This is a genomic window from Chryseobacterium viscerum (assembly GCF_025949665.1).
GTDB lineage: Bacteria > Bacteroidota > Bacteroidia > Flavobacteriales > Weeksellaceae > Chryseobacterium > Chryseobacterium viscerum_A.
Map to the genome: position 1 here is coordinate 93,690 of NZ_JAPDFT010000002.1, position 24,351 is coordinate 118,040.

Here is a 24,351-nt window from a genome sequence, read left to right on the forward strand (position 1 = left end):
GAGGCACACCAACTGTCAAGACCAAACCATAAACTATTATAAAAAATCAAAAAAACACTGCGAATCCTATGAAAAAGTATATTCTTTCACTTGCGGTTGTATCACTTTTCTATACAAAATCTGACGCCTGTGCGTGGTCAGATCCTGATTATGATTACTTCAACCTTTTTACACAAAGCATTATCAAGGATAAGGCCTACCTTCCTTTTCTGCACAGTTATTCGAGCAGGTTCTATGGGGGGTACAACCCCTCTTTGATTCCTGATGATAATATTGAAACATGGAGAAAGTTCTTTAACAATCAGCTTAGCTATACCGAAACTCAGAATCTGGTATATAAAGTGAGCATGAACGACCTGAATGCCTTAAAGAATGGAAGCCCGACAAATCCACTCCTACAAAAGCTAGGAACAGGATTCTACCAAAAATATAAGGAAGGCCTTGATTATTTGATTGAAGCCAAGTATCTGGAACCTTATATGAGCATCAATTATGTTGAAAATGAGAATTCATTTTATTATGACAGAGATGCCAACAGGAAAAACGCCACAGCTCTTGATTATAATAAAACCATTGCTGCTTTAACTTCTTTGTACAATGCCGCGAGAAACCCGGAAATCAAACAACGTTACGGATATCAGCTGGTACGTCTGAATCATTATACAAGAAATTATGATTCTGCAGTGCAGGCTTTTAAAACCTATGTTGCTCCAATTAAATTGAAAGGTACAGTTTATTTCATGTCTCTGGACCAATTAGCAGGTGCACAAAGAGGACTGGAAATGAACAGTGATGCCAATTGGAATTTCTTTCAGGTATTCATGAACAGCAAAGACCGTAAGGAATCTGCATTTGTTTCGATGAAACTGTCTGATACGGCATCTTTCAGTAATATCATGAAAAGAGCCAATACCAACGAAGAAAAGAATATGGCTTATTTTCTTTTAGGATATGAAGATTTCAACAATCCTATTCCTACGATGGAAAAGATGTATGAAATTAATCCTGATTCTGAAATTCTGAAGGTCATGGCAGCCAGGAGCATCAATGAACTGGAAAGAAGCTATCTGCCTACTTATTATTATACGTCAGATGCAGCCAATAATCCATATATACAAAGAGGAAAAGCTGATAGCAATGCTGCTTCAAAAGATGCCAATACCACGACAAAAACTGAAGTAAAAGAGGAAAAACTTTCTTTCTGGCAAAAAATAGTAAGGTTCTTTAAAAATCTTTTCGGAGGTTCAAAATCTAAAGAATCTGCGGATGGAAAGAAAACAGATCAAAGCGATGATGAATTGCTGGACAATCCAAACAGGATTCCGTTCTATACTACTTCTGGCTATGGATACGATGATAAGATGAAGGACTATCTTGACGATCTTCAGAAGTTCACCGACAAAACCAAAGAAAAGTCTAAGGATGAATATTGGCAGATCGCAGATGCTTATCTTAAATTCCTGAAAAAAGATTACAAAGGAAGTACAGAAATCCTGGAAGACATCAAAACAACAAACCCTGAATATCTGGAAGAGATCAAAAGAATGAAAGTTCTGAATGACATTGTTTCCCAGCCAAGAATTGATGCTGCCTATGAAGATCACCTGATGAAAGATTATGCTGAATATTTCGTGGAGAAAAAGGTAGAGAAAGACACAGCCACTACTGATAATTTCGATTATTATGGTGAAGTGCCGTCTACTGCCGATTTTCTAAAGGATGTTATGGCAAACCGTTATTTCCTTCAGGGAGAAGATGGAAAATCATTCCTGATGAACAATAAGCTTTCGGATCTTCAGTACAACCCGAATTCTGGCCTTGTAAAAAGTGTGGAAGAATTTTACAGAAAGCCTAATAAAACTCAGTTTGAACAGCAGATTATTGTCAAAAACATGGACAGCGTAGGTAATATCGATGCCTTCTTCAGTACCATTTATGGGGACAGAGCAATGAGACTTGCCGATTTTGAAAAGGCGAAATCTTATTATGAAAAAGCAAAAAACTTTGCTGGTATCCCAAGACAGAATTATGAATGGACAGAAAAGAATGGACAGACCATCACAGCCAAACAATATGCTCCTGCTGAATACGACGGGTTCAAAAATATTTCAGATCTTGTATTCGGGCATAATGTTTGGGAAAGCTTCGGAAGTCCGGATACAGAAAGTATGAAAGCTGAGAGCTATACTGATTTCCCTTTCATTAAAACCAGCATGGACAAACTTGAATTAGCAGACGCATTGATTCAGCTGAAAAAGATAGGAAACGGAACGGGTGAAAAGGCAGCAAAAGCCAACCAGCTTATCGGAAACCTATTGTACAACACCTCTATTTTAGGATATTACCGTGAATTGTTTGTAATGGATATCGACAACAGCAACGGAGGTAAATATGACTTCTGGAGCACAGACAGAAAGAATCCTTACAAGTATTATTATAAGAATTTCCTTGACACTTCTTATATTGAACCTGATAATTTTGATCTGTCAATCAACTATTATCAAAAGGCGCTTAAACTTTCCACCAATAAGGAAGAAAAAGCAAGAATCTTATTCCAGATGGCAAGCGCTGAACAGGGTAAATACTATCAGTACGAAGCGAAGGCCCCAAAAGATTTTGATTATTCCGATCCTAAGTGGTCTGAAAAAGAAGATGCCCGCCAAAAGGAAATGGACAATCTTAAAAACCAGAAATACAGAACCTATTTTGCTCAGTTGAAAGCTCAGTATTCTGATACTGAAACAACGAAAAACCTGATGGGAAGCTGTAGTTATTTCAGCTATTTTATGAAATAATACAAACCAAAAAAAACCTCTGATGACTCAGAGGTTTTTTATTTGTATTTTGTTCAATTATTTTTTAACAAATTTAGTGGTAGTCTTTTCTTCTTTATCATTGTTGATTGTAATAAAGTATACACCTTTTACAAGCGTACTGACATTAATTTTACCATCACCTATATTTCCATTTGAAACCAACTGCCCCGGAGCATTGAAGATTTCGTAAGATGAATTTGCAGATACATTCAGAACATTTAATACATCTTCTACAGGGTTTGGATAAATCTTAACGGATTTCACATCACTTTTTGCTTCAGAAACAGCCATTGTACCGGATACTGTAGCTTGTTTCACTGCATAAAATACATTTCCAATAGCCGACACTCTCAAGTGAATCGTCTTGCCTGCCAATGATGCCGGGATGAAAACACCCGCCGATCCGTTATTCGGAACTGATGCTGCAAGAGTATTCCAAGTGGCTCCACTATCTTCTGTATAATCAATTTTAACATTGGCTGCATTGTATGGAGCGACTGCAGTTCCGGAAACCGTCCATGTAATAGTAGAGTTCACATTCGGGTTAAGTGATGTTGTATTGACAGTAAATGCTGCTGCAGATCCTACTACAATAGTTTGTTCCGCATAAGCAGTTTGTGCCTGTCCTCCAGGTTTATTATCCCTTACTGTAACACGGAATTTTGTAGTTCTTGCCACAGTACTTGCTGCTTCAAAATCTGTTGTATTTTTTACCGCACCTCCTAACACTGTTTCCAGTTTAGGGAAATATCTTGTAGGAGTTGCTGTTGCAGGCCAAGATCTGAAACTTGCCCCAGATGTTGTATTACCTATAGCTGCTGCTCCATCTCCAGTACCTGATGCTTTACCGATACCATAACCTAATGAACTTGAATTAACTTGTTCCCAGTTGTATGACAAGACATCTCCATCAGGATCCGTAGCTGAAGCTGTTAAAACAAAAGCAGTCGATCTCGGAATAGTATACGTTGTTCCCATTGGCGTTACAACCGGTGCATTATTTGTGATTGGCGTTTCTACATCGGCTGTTACTGTTACAAGATTGGTCTGTACCTGATCAATACTTACGGAATGGAAATAAACATCAGAATGCTTTTGAACATCCGTATTTGGACTAGTAATTCCTGCATATCCCATAATGGTAGATCCAGATCCCGGTTCTACACAAACACCTGTTCCTTCATTATAACTGTATGTATGATTGTCTCCTAACTGATGCCCCATCTCGTGAGCTACAAAGTCAATATCAAAAGCATCTCCGCTCGGTGGTAATTGAACCGTACTATTCAGAACCCATGTTCCACTAGCATAATGATCAACTCCCGGAGAAGTATATCCGCTACCTTTATAATTTTGGGGAGAGTTCCCACAGCTAGGATCATTAAGCGTAGATACATCATTACTTCCTATACAACCAATACAGCCAGCATTCCCGCCGCCGCCTGAGGCACCAAATAAATGTCCGATATCAAAATCTGCATCCGTAACACCATAAGCTCCCCCATGTAATGTATTCATCAGCTCATAATTCCACTTACACATAAGATCGGAAATACTATAAGGATCAGTAGCAGCATTGGTAAAAATAAGATTAGGAGCATTAATTGCGTTAAGATGCACATTAAATTCTTTTTCAAATACACCATTTACTCTGGATAAGGTAGCATTGATTTGCGTTAAAGCACCTGATACCCCACCAAAATAAGCCGTATACTCTCCTGTTACAGACATTGCCAATCTAAGGGTATGAAAAGTTTTGTTACCTGATTTTGCTGCAGCTCCGGAATTCATCAGCTTCTGAATATTAGCAACAGCTTCTTTATCCTCTTTTGTACTACATACAAATGCATGCCCATTTTTGCTTGTCTTTCCATGTACAGAATAATAAGATTTGTCAGCGGTTGCTGGTTCTATAAATTCATATTTCCCATCAGCACCAATGATCATAGATTGGAAATCATTTGGAGCAACACTAAATCTGATATACTTGCCAGGGTCATCAGTTCCTACTCCTACATAAGATCCAAGCTGATATTTGTTAGCCAAGGTTTCATCCATGACAGGAAAACTGTTTACTGTAAATTTTTCAATTTTCCCGTCCAGAGTAGGAATACTAACCGTTATGGGAGTACCTTCACCTATTTTAGGTGCTCTAAGAAGTTGAGTTCTTATCTGATCTATATCAAGTTTATAATAAACTGAGTGATCACTTCTCTTAATGACTTTCTGCTCTGGCAGCCCTCTGCTCCATTGTGCATTTGCTGATATTGCTAAAAATAATACCGGCAAACAAAATAATTTTGTTTTCATTTAATATTTTTTAACAAATTTAAATATTCGCTAAATAAAACACTAAAAAACAAACAAAAAATCAAATAAAACAGCAATAAAGCAATTAGAAAAGAAATAATATTGAAAAAATATTATAATTATTAAATTTTAAGAAATTTTTTCAATCAAAGTCCATTTACTTTTTTTGTTCCTGTTTCTGCATCCATTCTTCATGTCTTCTTTTAAAAAACTCATATTTATAATCCTGATTTCTCTGTGCAGCGTCAATAGAATGAGACATATGAATATCTGTATCTTTTTTGGCAAGCTGACCAAGTTTTTCATAGTAGATATGCAGCTGATCAAGTTCTGCCTCTGTAAGATCTTCAATATCCACAATGCGGTTACTGGCTTTTTCGTGGGAGGCCAAAAGCTCATTCAGCTTGATCTGTATTGCTTTTGAATCTTTATTCTGAGCTTTCTGAATCAGGAATACCATTAGAAAGGTAATGATTGTAGTTCCGGTATTGATTACCAGCTGCCAGGTTTCTGAATAGTCAAAAAAAGGGCCGGAAACCGCCCATATCACCACGATAATGAAAGCCCCCATAAAAGCATATGGACTCCCTGTAAATTTTACAGCCCAGTTTGAAAATTTCTCAAAAAAGTGATGATCTTTATGACCCATAGCTTCTGTTTTTAGAATAATAAATGTATAAAAATTAATCTGAAAACAGGAAAAGATAATGAATATGAGGTATATAAATATTTCGGATTGATTTCACCTCCATTCTCTTATTTCATTTTTCTGAATCTATGCCACCAGATCAGAAACCCCGTTACCGGCAATGAACAACCGATAAGAGAAACTATAAAGTAGAGAATAATACTTGGTAGTCCCATAATTTCTCCTGTATGTAATGGTTTTGCCAAAGCTGTAAACTGTTTGTTCAAAGGCTTGTCCGAAAACAGTTCTTTTGTTTTGAAAACTCCGGTTTTATCAAATGTCACTTCATCCGGGAACATTATTCCCAGAGAGTTTTGTCTATTGATTTTGATAACTACATATCTCGGATTTTCTTTATTAGGAAGCTCTATACTTGTAACAGCAGTATAAGGAAGATGATAGTCTGCCAGCTTCAAAATTTTATCTACAGAAGCGGAAGGAATGTCTTTCAGGTTTTTCTTTTCGTCCTGTTTCTGAAGCATATCTTCCAGAAGCCCTCCGAAAGCATCATCTCCACTGTCTTTTTCTTTTGAAATATTATCTATTGAGGATCCTCCCATACTTATGATAAGAGCATTCTTCACCCAGGGATAGGTCACATACAATCCGGTAATGGCAATAAAGAACAGTATCAGAAAGGTATAGAATCCCAATGTATTGTGCAGATCATAATTAACCCTTTGAAATTTTGCTTTGAACATGACGGTCAGCCCCTGTTTCAAAAACTTCAGTTTCTTCGGGAGCCAAAGAATCAATCCTGAAATCAGCAGAACACAAAACATAAGAACTGAAGCTCCTACAACCTGTCTTCCTGCATTTCCCATCATCAGATTTCTATGAAGATCAAGAACTATTTCAAAGAATTGATCCGAACTAGTATTGGGCTGCCCCAGAAGTTGTCCCGTGTATTGATTATAGTAAGTACTTTTATCCAGGTTATTTTCACGGTAACCAACCACATAGCTTTTCCCTTTATCGTCTGGAATCATCAGGGAAGTAAGTTCTTTATTCTGTTTTAATAATTCTGCCTGAATCAAGTCTGGATTCATAGCTATTCCTGAGCCTGGACTGATATAAATTTTATCTCTGTTGCTAAAATCACTGATCTGATTTTTGAAAGCATAAAGACAGCCGGTGAGACACATCACAAAAACAACACTACTTGATAAAAGTCCCAGCCAGAGATGAGTGATCCACATCAGGTATTTTATAACTGATTCGTTTTTTCTTCTTTTCCTGTAAAGACTTTTCAATAATACTTTCATTGTTTAACAGCAAAAACATTAAGACAGTATGACCGTCTTAATGTTTTAAATTAAAATTGATATGAATAAATTAAAAAAGTTAATACAAATTCGGGCAAGGAAGCATGAAGCTTATGATGGAAGTTATTGAGTCTAAAAGATTACTGGTTTAACTTTAATCTACATTCACCAAATTGAATAAGTTTTCTTAAAAGTAGTAAGAACTTTTGGCCCAATATCATATCTCTCTCCTTCTCCTGCTTCCAGCCCTCACTGGTATCAATGTCGTTTATTTTCTTCCTTTGAACTGAACTTCTTTTACGATTTCTTCAAACTTCGTAAAATGTTCAGGACTTAGTGCTTTCTGAATTGCAGCCTTTCTCTGGGTATCAAATCTCTCCCAGTATTCTTTGGCCAAATCGTTATTTCCGTGATATACATCATGAGCATCATTAAATGCTTTTTCAAAAGCATCATTCGCTGCATTTACTACTTTGAACTCATCTTCAGAAAGCTGTGCTTCCGTTTTGATTTTTTCTAACAATGCATTGTCATATCTCGGTCTCTTTCTGGAATTTTCATCCACAAACTTATTGAACTTTTCCATCTGAGGAGCATCCAAAACGGTAGCCATTTCAATAGACTGCTGTGCTCTCAGTTCTTCATTTTTTATACCTAAAGCTACGCGGTCCATATTACCACCCTGAGCTTTTGCCGCCTGGAAGTTCTGCTCCTGAAGCTGCTGATATTTTGCAGTGATCTCATTGAAGTTCTTTTCCTGTTCAGCAGTAAGCTTCACTTCTGTTTTAAACTGGTTATAGTCTATTCCTTTCTTTTTATCTCCTGAGCATGACATTGCAATGGCACTAAGAGCTAAAGCAAAGAATATTGTTTTGATACTTTTCATAATGAATGATTTTGTTGATTAGAATTTATAGTTTACCTGTACAGCAAAGTTTCTAGGCTGAATCTGATCGATATATCCACCTCTGAAATAAGAGCTATACCCTACACTATCAAAAATATTATTAAAGAATACTCTTACTCCCATTCCATTTTTTAGGGTATATCCTGCCTGAGCATCTACTGTAGTGTATTCCGGCATATCGAAAGGTTTGTCTCCAGGTTTCACACTGTTCAGGTGACCTGCTGTAAATGTTTTCTGAGTCCATTCGTCAACCGGTCTTTTTCCAACATAATAAATTCCTGCTCCTACATCAAGTCCTGATAAAGTACCTTTATTGAATTTATAATTCAGCCAACCGTTTGCAGTATGTTTAGGCGCGTTCATTGGTGCAGATCCGTTCATGTAAGCAGGACTGTCCTGATACTGAGCATCCAGATATGCCCATCCGGACATTACCTGAAGGTTCGGCAGAATTCGTCCGATCAATTCTACTTCCACTCCTTTTCTTCTAAGGTTTCCTGCAAGACCGTACATTGTTTGTTTGTCTATCACAACAGGGTTGTAATTTTCATCAAGAATAGTGAAAGAAAGGTGATCTGTTTTGATGTCAAATACTGTTACGTTAAATCTTAAACGCTCATTAAACCAGTCTGATTTAATACCAGCTTCCCATTGTTTAGTCATTGACGGGCCTACTCTTCCACCGTCTAAAAGGAAATTATTAGAGGATCTTAAAGATGTTGTTGTTGTATATGATCCAAATACATTAACATTTGGAAGCGGAGAAACAATCAATCCAAAATTAGGATTCCATGTATCTACAGATTCATTGGCAGAACCATTAAGTCTGCTGTAACGAAGTCCCAAATGAGCTTTCACATATTTCCCGATCGTCATCACATCCTGAGCCATTGCACCGATACTTGGTGTCAATACTGCGTTTGATCTTCCCAGATTTTTATAGATGACATTTACAGGAAGTTGGTTCGGAATGTTTCCGTTCACTACGTCTACAATATCAAGAGGGTTGGCCGCATAAGTTGTATTTCCGATTTTTGTAGCACGTGCAGTAATTAAATTCCCTGGTGCAATAGAGTTTTTGTATGCTTCAAATGTTGTAGAAGAAGTTTCTGTTTCTCTCCAGTCAAAACCAACCTGGAATGTGTGTTTAATAAATCCTGTCTTTATCTGCTCTCCAATAAAGTCTAACTGTAATACTTTGTTGATATCTTCTCCCTGTGATTTTCCTATAGTACGCTGTCTGATATTATAGTTGGTTTCACCAGCCGGCAGTGACACAGATGAAGCTTCAGAGTCTGTATTGCTTACGGAATTCACGAAAGCTGCTCTAACTTTTAATTTATCCGTAAGGTTACGTACAATTGTGGTCGCAAAATTGTATGTTTCAGTTTTTGAATAATCAGATGTATATCCTAAAAACTTACCTTTTGGCATATGATAGAGTGCTTCAACAGTTCCCGGTGCAAGGTTTATTGTTCCTCTGTCCGGTGTTCTTTTATCATGAAGATAATCCATTTCCACATTGATTAATGTTTTATCATCCGGACGGAAAGCGATGGATGGGTTTACATAAATCCTTTCTCCCTGTACATGACTTCTGAATGAATTATTATTCTGGTATGCTCCATTGAATCTCACAGCTACTTTTCCCTGAGAATCTAATACTCTCTGGAAGTCTACTGTAGGTCTGTAAAAATCCCAGCTTCCGTAACGGAATCCTACATTCGTCTGATCAATAAACTGAGGTCTTTTTGTTACAACATTGATCACTCCTCCTGCAGATCCCAAACCATTTCCTATTCCCTGACCAATAGCAGCAGATCCTTTAATAACCTGAATACTTTCTACTCCCTGCATATCAGTGATCATCCCTGCAGTACGGAAATCTGAATCCAGCTGAACTCCGTTTTTCAGTACAGGAACTCCACGATATCCTCTGATGGACATACTTTCGTTTCCTCCGCCATAGCTTGAAAATAGGGTTACCCCAGGAACGTTTTTGGCAACATCAGTGACTGTAAGTGCTCCTAATTCTTCAATTGCTTTATGAGAAATCACAGAAATACTCTGAATCTGATCTCTGGTTTTCAATGGCAATCTGGTAATTGCGTCCAGACCTTGCGGCTGTTTCTTTTTTTCACCAAACAGTTCTACTTCTTCAATTTTCTTGTGTTTAACTGAATCATTTACTTTCTGCGCATTGGCCAGAACTCCACCCAACAATAGCAGAGAAAAGGATACTACTTTATTCATCTGATAATTTTTAGCAAAATTATTATTTTTATTAATTCTAAATAAATAAACAAGCGTGACATATGTCACCTGAAAAAGAACTATTAATATCAGATCATTAATCATATCCAGCGACCCTTTGCAATCTCCAAACAGATCTATAGCATCATTAAGGGTTGTCCTCCCAAGGCCTTTTATGGTTACAGAAAGTACAATCAAAAAAAAGCAGATTTGTATATCGACAAATCTGCTTTTCTTCTCTTGATTGAACATTTTAGGTTTTATGCATAAAAAAATCCGTCCCTTAAAAAGGAACGGATTTGTATAATCATTGCAAAGTATGCAGTTATCACACTTTAATTTCAACGTCTACTCCTGAAGGAAGTTCTAATTTCATTAGAGCATCAACAGTTTTAGAAGAAGAAGAGTAGATATCCATTAGTCTCTTGTGAGCTGATAATTGGAACTGCTCTCTTGCTTTTTTGTTTACGTGCGGAGATCTCAACACTGTGAAGATTCTCTTATTTGTTGGCAATGGAATTGGACCGTTTACAACAGCACCAGTAGCCTTTACCGTTTTTACGATTTTCTCAGCAGACTTGTCTACCAAGTTGTAATCGTAAGATTTTAGTTTTATTCTGATTCTTTGTGACATTTCTTTAATTTAAAAATTAACCTTTTGCTTTAGCTATGATTTCTTCAGCAACGTTTTGTGGAGTAGCTTGGTATTTCTCTAATTCCATAGAAGAAGTAGCTCTTCCTGATGAAAGTGTTCTTAGAGTTGTTACATATCCAAACATTTCAGAAAGTGGAACAGAACCTTTGATTACAACAGCACCGTTTTTCTCTTCCTGACCACTGATAGTACCTCTTCTTTTGTTAAGGTCACCAATGATGTTACCCATATATTCTTCCGGAGTTACAACTTCCAGTTTCATAATTGGCTCCATAATTACTGGCTTAGCAGCACGTCCCGCTTCTTTAAATCCTAATTTAGCAGCCATTTCAAATGAAAGAGCATCAGAATCCACCGCGTGGAAAGATCCGTCTTTAAGAACAACTTTAATACCTTCAACTTCGAAACCAGCCAAAGGACCGTTCTTCATTGCAGCTTTAAAGCCTTTTTCAATTGCAGGAACAAATTCTCTAGGAACGTTACCACCTTTGATCTCATTGATGAATTCTAAACCAATTTTACCTTCTTCAGCAGGTCCTAATTCAAATACAATATCAGCAAATTTACCTTTACCACCAGATTGTTTTTTGTAAACTTCTCTGTGTTGAGCAACTTTTGTTAAGTTTTCTTTGTATTCTACCTGAGGCTGTCCTTGGTTAACTTCAACTTTGAATTCTCTCTTCATACGGTCTACAATGATATCCAAGTGAAGCTCACCCATACCAGAGATAATCGTTTGTCCAGAAGCTTCGTCAGTTCTAACCGTAAACGTAGGATCTTCTTCAGCCAATTTAGCTAAAGCGTTACCCATTTTATCCTGGTCAGCTTTAGTTTTAGGCTCAACAGCAATACCAATTACCGGATCAGGGAAAACCATCGATTCAAGAACGATTGGGTTTTTCTCATCACACATTGTATCACCAGTTTTGATAGACTTGAATCCTACCGCTGCACCAATATCACCAGCTTCAATATATTCTACTGGGTTTTGCTTGTTAGCGTGCATCTGATAGATTCTAGAGATTCTTTCTTTATCTCCTGAACGAGTGTTCAAGATATAAGAACCAGCATCTAGTCTTCCTGAGTAAGCTCTGAAGAATGCTAATCTTCCCACGAATGGGTCAGTAGCAATCTTAAATGCTAATGCGGAGAAAGGCTCGTCTACAGACGGCTTTCTTGTAATTTCAGCGTCAGTTCTTGGGTCAGTACCTTTGATATCATCTTTATCCAATGGAGAAGGCAAGTATTTACATACTGCATCCAACATAAACTGTACTCCTTTATTCTTGAATGAAGAACCACAAGTCATTGGGATAATAGATAAATCGATAGTAGCAGCTCTCAATGCAGCATTGATTTCTTCTTCTGTAATTGAATCCGGATCTTCGAAGAATTTCTCCATCAAAGTTTCGTCATATTCAGAAACAGCTTCTACTAATTTCTCTCTATATTCAAGAACTTCATCTTTCATATCTTCAGGAATTGGCACTACTTCGAAAGTAGCTCCTTGTCCTGCTTCATCCCAGATGATAGCTCTGTTTTTAATTAAGTCAACAACTCCTTTGAAATCTTCTTCAGCACCGATTGGTAAAACGATTGGAACTGCGTTAGATCCTAACATTTCTTTAACCTGGTTTACCACGTTAAGGAAGTCAGCACCTTGTCTGTCCATTTTGTTTACAAATCCCATTCTAGCAACTTTGTAGTTGTCAGCAAGTCTCCAGTTTGTTTCAGACTGAGGCTCTACTCCATCTACTGCAGAGAATAAGAATACCAATCCATCCAATACTCTTAAAGATCTGTTTACTTCTACAGTGAAGTCAACGTGTCCCGGTGTATCAATGATGTTGAAGTGGTAAGGCTTAGTTTCAGGTAAAGCTTTTCCTTGATCTGTTGGAAAGTTCCAAGAACAAGTGGTAGCTGCAGAAGTAATGGTAATACCTCTTTCTGCTTCCTGCTCCATCCAGTCCATTGTAGAAGCACCATCGTGAACTTCTCCAATTTTGTGGTTTACCCCTGTATAGAATAGAATCCTTTCTGTAGTGGTAGTCTTACCTGCATCAATGTGAGCAGCGATACCAATATTTCTTGTAAATTTAAGATCTCTTCCCATTTCAGATTAGAATTTGAAGTGTGAGAAAGCCTTGTTAGCTTCCGCCATTTTGTGAGTATCAGATTTCTTTTTGAAAGCAGCACCTTCTTCTCTTGAAGCCGCTACAACTTCGTTAGCTAATTTCAAAGCCATAGACTTATCATTTCTAGCTTTAGAATATTTGATTAACCATTTCATTGCCATAGAAATTTTTCTATCAGCTCTGATTGGCATAGGGATTTGGAAGTTAGCTCCACCTACTCTTCTAGAACGTACTTCTACGTGAGGCATTACATTTGTAAGTGCATCTTTCCAGATTTCAAGTGCAGTTTTTTCGTTATCTCCTTTTTTAGTTTCTACGATCTCTAATGCATCATAGAAAATTTTGAATGCGATTGACTTCTTACCGTCAAGCATTAAGTTGTTTACGAATCTCGTTACCAATTGATCATTAAATTTCGGATCTGGTAACAACGGTCTTTTTTTCGCTTTTGTCTTTCTCATTGCTTTTGTACCTTATTTAATGATTATTTTTTCTTTCCTTTTGCAGGAGCAGCAGCTGCTTGTCCTGGTTTAGGTCTCTTAGCTCCGTACTTAGATCTTCTCTGAGTTCTTCCATTTACACCAGCGGTGTCTAATGCACCTCTTACGATGTGGTAACGTACTCCCGGTAGGTCTTTCACCCTTCCGCCTCTAACCAATACTATCGAGTGCTCCTGTAGATTATGTCCTTCGCCCGGGATATAGGCATTCACTTCTTTACCGTTAGAAAGTCTTACCCTTGCAACTTTTCTAAGTGCAGAGTTAGGTTTCTTAGGTGTAGTTGTATATACTCTCGTACATACACCACGTCTTTGTGGACAAGAATCAAGGGCAGCCGATTTGCTCTTCTTGGCAAGCGTGGCTCTTCCTTTTCTTACTAATTGTTGAATAGTAGGCATTTAATTGCTTTTTATTTTAGGGTGCAAAAATAGTAATATTTTTTTAATCTGCAAACACTTATATAAAAATTAAAATCAAATACTTACAGGAAAATACAACCCGTTTCAGTACAACAATCAAAGAAACTTAATATATAAAAGGAAAAGGGTTTGAAAAAATAGATTTCACATTTTAAAAAAACTGTATTAAATAATTATGAAATTTACCTTATTAAAAAATTATCTATAAATTTTTAATCCAAAACAGATTCCGAAAACCTCATCCGATATATCCAAACTATATTTAAAAACTTTCTTATAGTTATGATCTATTAATAATCAGAGGAGTTAGGCACGATATTTCGTAAATTTGGGATATACAAAATGATAAACTTATCAATCACCATAACAAGTCTTCATACCACTGAAGCAGTGATTGTATCTGATCTTAAAAAAAATAAATATATACATATGAAAAATGCTAGTATTATTGGCCTTAAAGAAGCCGATTGCAAAAAAATCTCAGAAAAATTAAATGCACTTTTAGCTAATTATTCCGTATTCTATCAGAATACAAGAGGTTCTCACTGGAACATTAAAGGAGAACAGTTCTTCACCCTTCATCCAAAATTTGAAGAGTTGTACAACAGTCTTGTTTTAAAGATTGATGAAATTGCAGAAAGAATCCTGACATTAGGAGCTACTCCAGCACACAATTACTCAGATTATTTAAAGATAGCAACTATTAAAGAGAGTAAAGAAGTAACTGACGGTACCAAGAGCGTTGAACAGATTCTAAGTTCATTCAAAGTAGTCATTGATCTGCAGAGAGAACTTTTAGATATTACGGATGAAGCAGGAGATGAAGGTACTAATTCGCAAATGAGCGATTATATTACCGAACAGGAGAAAGAAGTTTGGATGTACAATTCTTACCTTGGAAAATAACTCCATCAAAAGCATTGAAATATTTCAAAAAAATCGCCTTACATTTAGGCGATTTTATTTTTTATTTTTATATTTGCGTTAAAATTACACATATTATGAACGACGTAAGACTGAACTCTATCCTGGATAATGATTTTTATAAAATAACCATGCAGAATGCAGTGGTAAAACTATTCCCAAGTTCTATTGTAAAATATGAATTTATCAACAGGGGGAAGCACCACTTTCCGGAAGGATTTGACGTTGCTTTAAGAGAAGCTGTTAATAAAATGGCTGAACTTAAACTTACGAAAGACGAAAAAAAGTTCATGGCAAGAACATGTCCTTATATAGATCTTCCTTATCTCGATTTTTTAGAAGGGTATCATTATGATCCGTCTGAAGTAAAAATTCATCAGGAGGGAGGCGACCTATCCGTAATTGTAGAAGGGCTTTGGTACAGAACGATTCTTTGGGAAGTTCCATTGCTGGCATTGATCAGTGAACTGCATTATGAAATGAACCACATGGAAAGAGATTCCAATGAAGTGGTAATGAGTAAAACAATAGAAAAAGCTGATTCATTAGGCAGACTAGGAGTAACTTTTGCAGAATTTGGAACGAGAAGAAGACATTCTTATAAAGTACAGAATCTGGTAATGGAGGCTTTGACTCAAAAAAGGGACTCAACTTTCATCGGAAGTTCTAATGTTCATTTTGCTATGAAGTATGGTGTAAAGCCCATCGGAACCCATGCTCATGAATGGTTTATGTTCCATGCTGCCGAATATGGATTCAAAATGGCCAATGAAATGGCTCTGGAACATTGGGTAGACGTTTATAGAGGTGATCTTGGAGTTGCTTTGTCTGATACATACACCACAGATGTTTTCTTCCAGCAGTTTGACAAAAAATTTGCAAAACTTTTTGACGGTGTACGTCATGACAGTGGTGATGCTTTAGAATTTGCAGACAAAACCATTGCTCATTACCAAAGGAATGGTATCAACCCTATGTTTAAATACATTATTTTTTCAGATGCATTAAATCTTGAAAAAGTAGAGGAAATTACGAATTACTGCAAAGGAAAAATTGGTATCTCATTCGGAATAGGGACCAACCTTACGAATGATGTAGGACTAAAACCAATGAACATTGTAATGAAGCTTATCGGGGTACAGGCTCCAAACAAAGAATGGATTCCTACGGTAAAACTTTCTGATGAACACGGTAAATATACAGGAGATCCAAAGATGATTGAACTGGCAAAAGAATTTTTAAGAATAAAAGATTAGTAACCTCATCAAAACAAATAGATAATAACCTCGTAACTATCGAGGTTTTTTTGTACGATATTATCATTTGAAATTCAATTTTCAGAAATCTAAGGTTTTATTATATTTATCAAAATAAAACAAGATGAAATCAAGAACATTACTAACCGCATGCCTTCTCATATCAGCATTATCCTTTGCTCAGGAAAAGAAAGCAGAAAAAACAAAATTCAATCAGGAACTGGCAACTTCTTTAGGAGCTGACAAATATGGAATGAAGCCTTATACCATTGTTATGCTAACAACAGGTTCTGCTAAAATTGAAGACAAAGCCAAAATGGGTGAACTTATGAAAGGCCACATGACCAATATCGGTAAACTGGCAGATGAAGGTAAAATTGTAGTTGCCGGACCTTTCCTTGAAAAGAATAAGGAAAACTACCGTGGTATGTTTATCTTCAATACCAAGTCTAAAGAAGAAGCTGAACAATGGGTAAAAACAGATCCCGCAGTACAGGCTGGTATTTTTAGTTATGAAATTTTCCCTTGGTATGGCTCAGCAGCTCTGCCTTTGTATCTTAAGCATCATGATGAGATCTCAAAAGAAAATCCTTAAACAAAATAAAGTACCAATTCTACTTGTGCTTTTCTCTCTATTGGCAATGGCGAGCTGTGCAAAACAGCAGTCCTTTTTTCAGTTTACAACTGAAAAGGTGGACAGAGATATTGTTGATGATCTGAAAAGATTAAAAGCCCCTCCCCCTCCTGGATTACTTTATAATGATACAACATATGAAGTATGGAAAACCTGTTCCGGAGAATGGGGAGGAACAGTTTATTTTAAAAATAAAAAAACAGGAAAAATATATTGCGCAGAAGCAACCTGCCCAGTTTCTGTAAATAAAATTAATAATAACTATTATATCTCCAATTCTCTCTCACACCTCTTCGGAAGTTCGGATATTCTAGAAATTACCGATCCTGAAACAATGGAACAGGTTACTAAAATCCCTGTCTCCCCTTCTGACATCATTATGAGAAAAGAATCTCACTCCTCAAAAGGAACAAAAAAACTGATAGATACCAGTGGAGTTATTATTATGTCAAGTTTTGTATATAAACAAAAGCTATATTCAATCTTATTAAACCACAGAACTAAGCAAGCTACAATTTCAGAGCTCCGGGACAATAAATTCTATACAATACAGGAAATTGATAAAGATTTTTTTTCTGATAATCCATTTATTATAAAGGAATCAGAAACTTATCAGAAGATTTATCTTCAACAACCTAAACCAGCTATTATTGAAATTAAAAATAACAAGATCAGAATTATATTATACAGCCAAAAAAAATAAAGAGGTAACCTTCATATAATCTCCAGGAAACCTCTTACATATTTCTCTTTACATGGAAATAAATATACAATTTATTTTTTAATCCATTACATTTCAAATAATTATCTATAAACAATAAGAAAATTTAAATCAATATCTCTTGTTTCAATGAATTAATTTAATTACTTTAGCTTATTAACAACGCAACTTATTTATCTAATTATAAGTGAGTTATCAACAAACCAATACCGTAATTAAAAATTAATCTCATGAAAAAAATGAATTTTACAAAACTTTCGAGAACAAAACTCAAAGATGTATTTGGAGGAACCCTTTATCCGGCAGAATGTCCTGGTGGATGCCATGGTGAAGGTATGATCAGATGTCCTGACGGCACTACCACAATGACTAATTTTATATGCATGGGAGGCACCTGCCAGCCGGCAGCAATGTGTAAACCACTGGTTCTTGAACCTTTTCCAGATCCGATTATAATCACTCCATAATCTGAATGAACAATACATAAAGTGAGCTTTCCGGCTCACTTTTTTATTATCTTTAAATAAACAAAAACTATCATGAAAACCATTGAGGAAGTTCTAAAAAAACTGGATGAAATTATCATCTGGTGCAAAGAAAACAAAAGCCCGGCAGGATATTTTGCCTGTACGTATCGGATCATGACTGCGCAGGTTCTGAAAGGAATTCAGCAGAAAAAATTTGAAGATAATCCAAGAATGACATTACTGGATCTTGCTTTTGCTCAAAGATATCTTCAGGCATGGGAAAATTATAGCAAAGGAGAAAAATGTACAAACTCATGGTATATTGCCTTTGAAGCTGCCAAAAATAAAAATCTCCTGATATTACAGCATATTTTCCTCGGCATGAATGCTCACATTAATCTGGATCTCGGGATCTCTGCGGCATCTGTTATGCCTTACCGGAAGATAAATCCGTTGAAAAAAGATTTTGAAAACATTAATAATGTCATTGCTTCCATTAATCAGAATGTACAGGATTCTCTGAACAAAATCTGTTATCCCGTAGATCTTATTGACAAACTTTCTAACGGAAAAGATAATGCTGTGCTAGATTTTGCCATTTCCAAAGCAAGAGACACTTCCTGGGCAACGGCAGTCATTGCTTCCAACACGCCTAATTTCTTAAGAGAGTCTGTAATCGGCATTGTGGATTATGCAGCCGCTAAAGTCGCTACCCAGATTCTGAATCCAAAGATTCTCACTCCTGCCCTTTTGAAACAACTTAAAAACTGTGAAAGCAGTGATGTGGTAAAGAATATTGAAATTTTAGAATCTACAAAAAACTCATAAAAAAAGGCCGGGATCTTCCTCACGGATCCCGGCCTCATAATGAACAAAATAAAAGAAACTATATTGCTTCCTTATGCTTTTTGCGATAGGCATAATGGAAAATAATTGGCAGTATTGTAAATGACAGCAGCATACAGACAATCAATCCTCCAACAATCATAATGGCTAAAGGTTTCTGAATTTCAGAGCCCATTCCGTTTGACATCGCTGCAGGAAGAAGTCCCATAGATCCCATTAAGGCAATCATTACTACCGGACGGATTCTGCTTTTGACTCCCAGAGAAATAGATTCTTTGAGTGACATTCTGTTTTGCAGATTCTCTTTCATTACCCCAATCAGAACGATACCGTCTATGGTGGCGACTCCGAAAAGGATGATGAAACCGATTCCCGCTGAAATTCCGAAGATGGTTCCCGTAAACCAAAGGGATAAAAATCCTCCGATGAATGCAAATGCCAGTGTAATGGAAGAAATTAACGTGTCTTTTATGTTCCCGAAATTGAAGTACAACAGCATTAGAATAAGCACTAAAGAAATCGGTACAACCATAGCCAGCTGTTTGGCGGCTCTTTCTTTACTTTCAAATTCTCCGGCCCATGTCATTTTATGATTTTTCGGAAGCTTTACTTCTTTATCTACTTTCGCTTTTGCTTCTTTGATGGTACTTCCAAGATCACGCCCTTCAATATTGAACCCAACTCCGATATATCTGCCGTTTCCTTCACGGTAAATAAATGATGGACCAGTGTGATAATCAATGGTTGCAATTTCTTTCAGCGGAACTTTTTTATTATCCTGAGTTGGGATGAGAATATTTCCCATCTTTTCAGGTGTATCCCTGTATTGTTTCTCAAACCTAAGCATTACGTCAAACATTCTTTCTTCTTCGTAAAACTTCGTGGCAGCCTGCCCTCCGATTGTCATTTCGATGACAGCCTGTGCATCAGCTGTGGACACTCCATATTTTGCCATTTTGGAATCGTGAAGTTGTATTCTCAACTCCGGAAGCCCGATATTTTTGAAAACATTCACATCTGATATTCCGGGAACTGTTCTGATGGAATTGGCTACTTTATTAGCGTAATTTTCAAGTTCAAAAAGATCATTTCCAAAAATTTTAATGACCAGCGGAGCTTTTACTCCTGCTACATATTCTTCCACATTATCCTGAATCGGCTGGCTGAATCCGAAGTTGATTCCCGGATATTTTTCAAGGGAAACCCTCATTTCTTCAAGAAGTTCTTCTTTGGATATTTTTTTCTTCCATTCATTTTCAGGTTTCAGCTGGATATTAAATTCAATATTAAAAAATCCGGTGGGATCGGTTCCGTCATTGGGACGGCCTGTCTGGGTCATGACAAATTTTACTTCATCATACTTCATGAGAATCTCCTTCATTTCCTTAGTTAACCTTACAGATTCATCCAGATTGACACTGTTTGGAAGTGTTGCCCTTACATAGATTGCTCCTTCGTTCAGTTTAGGTAAGAATTCGGATCCATAATTGGAAAATCTCCAGCCACAAATGGCAAGCAAGGCAACGAACCCAATGATAAATCCTTTTTTGTGACGGTCACTGAATTCATAAATTCTATAAATATTGACTCTGAAGAATCTTGAAATAAAGTTTTCTTTCTCTTCAATATTTTTCGTCAACAAAAGTTTACACATGGCCGGAACGTAGGTCAAGCTTAAGATCAATGATCCTAACAATGCATATCCCAGCGTAAATGCTAATGGAGAGAACATTTTTCCTTCTACTTTCTGGAAAGAAAAAATCGGCATCAGGGCAACAATAAGAATCAACAGGGCAAAGAAAATATAACTTGCCACACTTCCTGCGCTTTTCTTGATTATTCCCAATTTTGAAATCTTATTGAATCTCCGCACTCCTATCGCCCTGGCTTTGAGTTCGAGGGCAACAAAGACATGTTCTACAATCACCAGTGTTCCTTCCAGAAGCAATCCGAAATCCAGTGCTCCCATGGAAATCAGGTTGGCTGGAAGTCCTTGGATTTTCAACATAATAATTGCAAACAGGAAAGCCAATGGAATTACTGACGCTACAATGAAAGTTGTTCTCCAGTTGTAAAGAAATATAAATACAATGATGGAAACAAGAATAACTCCTTCAATAAGGTTTTTGGAAACGGTATGAACGGTAGTATTCACAAGCTCTGTACGGTCGATGATCGGAACAATCTGTACGTCACCGGGAAGTTCTCCCCCATTCAGTTCTTCTATTCTGTCTTTCAGCCTTGCAATCACTTCACTTGGGTTTTCACCACGAAGCATGATCACAATTCCTTCTACAACATCATTTTCTTTGTTATATCCTACCTGTCCTAGTCTTGGTTTCGCGGAAACTTTTACTTCTGCAACATGTTTCACCAGAATAGGCGTAGAACCTTTTACCTCGATCTGAATATTCTCAATATCTTCTTTTTTCTCTAAAAGACCAATCCCCCGCACTACATAAGCCTGATCACCTTTTGCTACAACATCTCCTCCTACATTGATATTACTCTTTGAAACTGCTTCATACACATCCAGGGGGGAAAGGTCGTAATTGTGTAATTCCGTAGGATTAATTTTTATTTCATAGGTTTTCTCTTCTCCACCAAAGCTTACTACATCAGCCACACCGGGAACGGCAAGCAATTCTCTTTCTACTACCCAATCCTGGATGGCTGTTACTTCTTTGATGGGAAGTTTACTTTTTATAATATATCTGTAAATTTCACCTGTAGCACCGGAAGGAGGCTCAATACTGTATTCTGCTCCGGAAGGGAGATTTACATTTCCCAGTTTATTGGAAGCATACTGCTGTGCATAAAAATCATTGACATGATCATCAAAAATAACTGTCACCACAGATAATCCGAATAAGGAAATGGAACGCACCGAAGTTTTGTTCGGAATGGCATTCATTTCTTTGGAAATGGGTAATGTGACAAATTTTTCTATCTCTTCAGCACTTCTTCCCGGCCACTGGGTAATAACTCTTACCCTTGTATTGGTAACATCCGGAAATGCTTCAATGGGAGTATGCATATAGGAATAGATTCCTCCTGCCAGCAAAAGAAAAGTCCCCAAAAGAACGATCAGTGAGTTTTTTAACGAGAAGGAAACTATATTCTGTACAAACTTTCGCATTACTTTGTGGAATTATTTAATTGATTTTTCAGATTTTCATAGATCAGCAGTCCGTTGGAAGCAATGACATTTTCACCTGGTTTTAAATTACCTTCTACATAGATATACTGGCTGTTGGAAGCAATTTCCGTAACAGGTCTGATCTCAAGTTCACAGTCTTTTTTGTATACGACTACATAGCTTTGGTTGTTATCAAAGATTAAAGCCTTTGCAGGAATCGCCAATGCGGATTTATTTTGTGAGTTGATGGGCAATACAACATCTGCAGACATTCCCGGTCTCAGCTTCATTCCGTTATTATCCATAATGATTTTAGCCTTCAGTACTCTTTCATTTTCATTAAAAACCTGAGAGATATTATTGATTTTCCCTGAAAAGCTGTCATCCGGATAAGCAAGCGTTTTTACTACCACCGGCTGGTCTACATAGACATGCCTCATGTTAGTAGCATATACATTGGCCATTACCCACACCTTATCCAGATTGGAAATGGTAAACAGCTGATCTCCGCCGGCAGTAACAGGCATTCCTTTGGAAATATTTTTTGAAATAACATATCCGTCTGCCGGAGCTTTTATCTGAATGGTATTTCCACCCGCTGAATACAGCTGCATATTTTTCTGCGTTTTGGAAATATTGGATTGCAGTATGGCTACTTCGGAACGTGCTTCCTGCAAGTCTTTCTGAGAGGCAATATCATCTTTATACATAGCTTCTACAGAAGACAGTTTTCTTTTCGCCACCGCCAGCTGAGCCTGCAAGGTTTGAGTATCATCCTGCATTTCATTAACAGCTGTACTTTTTACACTTGCCAGCGTTTGTCCTTTTTTCACATAATCACCAAGGGAAAAATAAGTATCCATCACCACTCCATCCACAAGGCTTACAAAAGGAACCGTTTTATCAGAATTGCTTTCCACTTCTCCGGTAAGGGTAATGCTCTCTTCTATGGGAAGCATTTCTGCTTTGGCCAGTTTAATATCTTTTTTAAGTTCTTTGCTGATGCAATAGCCTTTTTCAGCTTCCTTATTTTCCTGTTTTCCGGCACAGCCTGTAAAAATAATGAGGGCAGACAGGTAAGCTGCGGCAATGTATTGGGTAATATTTTTGTTCATATCTTATAAATCTTGTCCTACAACATATTGCAGGTTTTCGTAGTATTGATTCAATTCTTTTTTAGTATCCAGGATGATCATTTTATTTCCGATGTAGGTATCCAGAAAATCCATGTATTCCAGCATACTGATATTTCTTAGTCTGAAGTTTTTCTCGTGACTGACCAACAAACCGTCCAGTGTAGATTCATAGTTTTCATCAATCTCTTCTGAAACCTGCTGTGTTCTGATATAGTTTCTGAAAACCGATACAATTTCATTCTCGGATTTCAGCATATTCTTACGAGTCTCCAATTTGCTTTTCTCAATCTCAAGCCTAGCTTCCTGAATATTACCTTTGTTACGGTCGAAAATGGGAAGGTCCATAGAAATACCCAGCCCTATAAAGTCTTTCATGATATTTCCGCCACGGTCGTATCCTATAGAAACAGCAACATCAGGAGTTTTCATGGCATTTTGAATTTCAAGGTTTTTCGTAGCATGTTTCTCTTTATTTTTTGAGATCATGATATCCGGGCGGTTTTCTTTTGCCTTTTCTATCCATTGCGTCACTTCCAGTTCTGAAAGTTGTTTTTCAGGCATCACAAATGAATCTGACATCACCAGATAAGATGGGGACGGCAGCATCAATAGGGCTTTAAGCTCTACCTGCTGGTCTTCAATTTCCTGTTTCAATGAAATCAGTTTCTTTTTGAATTCAATTTCCTGCGCCTTTAAGCGGACGTATTCAGCTTTACTGATATTGCCGAGATTTAATTGATTATTGTATGATTTTGTTAACTTCTCAATGGAAGCAATCTGCCCCTGATAGATTTTCTGCTGTTCCTGATTGTAAAGAATATCAGTAATGGTGTTTCTGAGTGTCTTCTTAAGTTCACGCAAAACTTCCTGCAATTCATACTTTTCTCCTTCCACTTCTATTTTCTGCAGTTCAATGTTTTTTCTTCTTTTACCCGCAGTCTGAATCACCTGTTCTATTTCAGCAGAAATCTGGGTATTCTTTCCCCAGTTTCCAATAAGTGCAGGCTGTTCTTCGATGTCGTAGGTTCTCCATAAATTCACTTCACTGATGCTTAATTTGGGGTTAGGCCAGTATTTAGCCTGAACAGCTCTTGCTTCAGCCTGTGAAATTTCAAGTTTCTGCGCAATGAGATCGAGGTTTTTAGCCAGAAAAATAGTCTCAGCTTCCTTTCTGCCAATTTTCAGAGTATCTGAAATCTGCGCGGAAAAGAAACTGAAACAATGAATATAAAATAGTGTAAAAAATAGCTTCTTCAAGGTCTCTTATTTTAAGACTACAA

General features: G+C 37.0%; 19 protein-coding genes. 7 read left to right on the top strand and 12 right to left on the bottom strand.

The features are described from left to right. Window positions 1-68: 68 nt before the first annotated feature. Window positions 69-2,795, top strand: coding sequence for a hypothetical protein (locus OL225_RS14630; protein ID WP_264518747.1), 2,727 nt, complete (start codon window positions 69-71; stop codon window positions 2,793-2,795). 57 nt (window positions 2,796-2,852) lie between these two features. Here OL225_RS14630 and OL225_RS14635 read toward each other — a convergent pair whose 3' ends face one another. From OL225_RS14635 to rpsL, 9 genes are all read right to left on the bottom strand, one after another. Continuing rightward, window positions 2,853-5,126: a zinc-dependent metalloprotease gene (locus tag OL225_RS14635; protein WP_264518748.1), complete on the bottom strand. Its 2,274-nt coding sequence runs from the start codon at window positions 5,124-5,126 to the stop codon at window positions 2,853-2,855. Window positions 5,127-5,283: 157 nt separating this feature from the next. Next, window positions 5,284-5,775 carry a low affinity iron permease family protein gene (locus OL225_RS14640; RefSeq protein WP_047376561.1) on the bottom strand — a complete coding sequence of 164 codons (492 nt, stop codon included), beginning with the start codon at window positions 5,773-5,775 and terminating at the stop codon, window positions 5,284-5,286. Between the two features lie 107 nt (window positions 5,776-5,882). Then, the gene (locus tag OL225_RS14645) at window positions 5,883-7,079 is read right to left on the bottom strand and encodes a PepSY-associated TM helix domain-containing protein (RefSeq protein WP_264518749.1); all 1,197 of its coding nucleotides are present in this window, start codon (window positions 7,077-7,079) and stop codon (window positions 5,883-5,885) included. Between the two features lie 268 nt (window positions 7,080-7,347). Continuing rightward, complete coding sequence (locus OL225_RS14650) at window positions 7,348-7,965, bottom strand: hypothetical protein (protein WP_264518750.1); 618 nt, start codon at window positions 7,963-7,965, stop codon at window positions 7,348-7,350. Between the two features lie 18 nt (window positions 7,966-7,983). Next, window positions 7,984-10,239, bottom strand: a complete 2,256-nt coding sequence (locus tag OL225_RS14655) for a TonB-dependent siderophore receptor (protein WP_047376697.1) — start codon at window positions 10,237-10,239, stop codon at window positions 7,984-7,986. A 328-nt stretch (window positions 10,240-10,567) separates the two neighbouring features. After that, window positions 10,568-10,873 carry a 30S ribosomal protein S10 gene (gene rpsJ / locus OL225_RS14660; protein WP_002661363.1) on the bottom strand — a complete coding sequence of 102 codons (306 nt, stop codon included), beginning with the start codon at window positions 10,871-10,873 and terminating at the stop codon, window positions 10,568-10,570. Window positions 10,874-10,889: 16 nt separating this feature from the next. Continuing rightward, window positions 10,890-13,007 carry an elongation factor G gene (gene fusA / locus OL225_RS14665; protein WP_047376558.1) on the bottom strand — a complete coding sequence of 706 codons (2,118 nt, stop codon included), beginning with the start codon at window positions 13,005-13,007 and terminating at the stop codon, window positions 10,890-10,892. Between the two features lie 6 nt (window positions 13,008-13,013). Beyond that, the gene (rpsG, locus tag OL225_RS14670) at window positions 13,014-13,490 is read right to left on the bottom strand and encodes a 30S ribosomal protein S7 (protein ID WP_034694654.1); all 477 of its coding nucleotides are present in this window, start codon (window positions 13,488-13,490) and stop codon (window positions 13,014-13,016) included. Between the two features lie 23 nt (window positions 13,491-13,513). Further along, window positions 13,514-13,927 carry a 30S ribosomal protein S12 gene (gene rpsL, locus OL225_RS14675; protein WP_002983146.1) on the bottom strand — a complete coding sequence of 138 codons (414 nt, stop codon included), beginning with the start codon at window positions 13,925-13,927 and terminating at the stop codon, window positions 13,514-13,516. Between the two features lie 450 nt (window positions 13,928-14,377). On the opposite strand from rpsL, the gene OL225_RS14680 reads away from it, so the two are divergent. From OL225_RS14680 to OL225_RS14705, 6 genes are all read left to right on the top strand, one after another. Further along, window positions 14,378-14,854: a Dps family protein gene (locus tag OL225_RS14680; RefSeq protein ID WP_047376557.1), complete on the top strand. Its 477-nt coding sequence runs from the start codon at window positions 14,378-14,380 to the stop codon at window positions 14,852-14,854. 95 nt (window positions 14,855-14,949) lie between these two features. Next, window positions 14,950-16,128 carry a nicotinate phosphoribosyltransferase gene (gene pncB, locus OL225_RS14685; RefSeq protein ID WP_264518751.1) on the top strand — a complete coding sequence of 393 codons (1,179 nt, stop codon included), beginning with the start codon at window positions 14,950-14,952 and terminating at the stop codon, window positions 16,126-16,128. Window positions 16,129-16,252: 124 nt separating this feature from the next. After that, window positions 16,253-16,723, top strand: a complete 471-nt coding sequence (locus tag OL225_RS14690) for a YciI family protein (protein WP_264518752.1) — start codon at window positions 16,253-16,255, stop codon at window positions 16,721-16,723. Next, window positions 16,659-17,465, top strand: coding sequence for a hypothetical protein (locus OL225_RS14695; protein WP_264518753.1), 807 nt, complete (start codon window positions 16,659-16,661; stop codon window positions 17,463-17,465). Before OL225_RS14690 ends, OL225_RS14695 begins: the two co-directional genes overlap by 65 nt. A gap of 248 nt (window positions 17,466-17,713) precedes the next feature. Continuing rightward, complete coding sequence (locus OL225_RS14700; RefSeq protein ID WP_264518754.1) at window positions 17,714-17,950, top strand: hypothetical protein; 237 nt, start codon at window positions 17,714-17,716, stop codon at window positions 17,948-17,950. Window positions 17,951-18,022: 72 nt separating this feature from the next. After that, the gene (locus OL225_RS14705) at window positions 18,023-18,778 is read left to right on the top strand and encodes a DUF5995 family protein (protein WP_264518755.1); all 756 of its coding nucleotides are present in this window, start codon (window positions 18,023-18,025) and stop codon (window positions 18,776-18,778) included. A gap of 58 nt (window positions 18,779-18,836) precedes the next feature. Here OL225_RS14705 and OL225_RS14710 read toward each other — a convergent pair whose 3' ends face one another. Genes OL225_RS14710 through OL225_RS14720 form a run of 3 tightly spaced genes read right to left on the bottom strand, consistent with a single transcriptional unit; the run spans window position 18,837 to window position 24,328 of the window. After that, on the bottom strand, window positions 18,837-21,935 hold the full coding sequence (locus tag OL225_RS14710) for an efflux RND transporter permease subunit (RefSeq protein WP_264518756.1): 3,099 nt from the start codon (window positions 21,933-21,935) through the stop codon (window positions 18,837-18,839). After that, window positions 21,935-23,050 carry an efflux RND transporter periplasmic adaptor subunit gene (locus OL225_RS14715; protein WP_264518757.1) on the bottom strand — a complete coding sequence of 372 codons (1,116 nt, stop codon included), beginning with the start codon at window positions 23,048-23,050 and terminating at the stop codon, window positions 21,935-21,937. The genes OL225_RS14710 and OL225_RS14715 overlap by 1 nt, the downstream gene beginning before the upstream one ends. 3 nt (window positions 23,051-23,053) lie before the next feature. Beyond that, complete coding sequence (locus OL225_RS14720; protein ID WP_264518758.1) at window positions 23,054-24,328, bottom strand: TolC family protein; 1,275 nt, start codon at window positions 24,326-24,328, stop codon at window positions 23,054-23,056. Window positions 24,329-24,351: the final 23 nt, after the last annotated feature.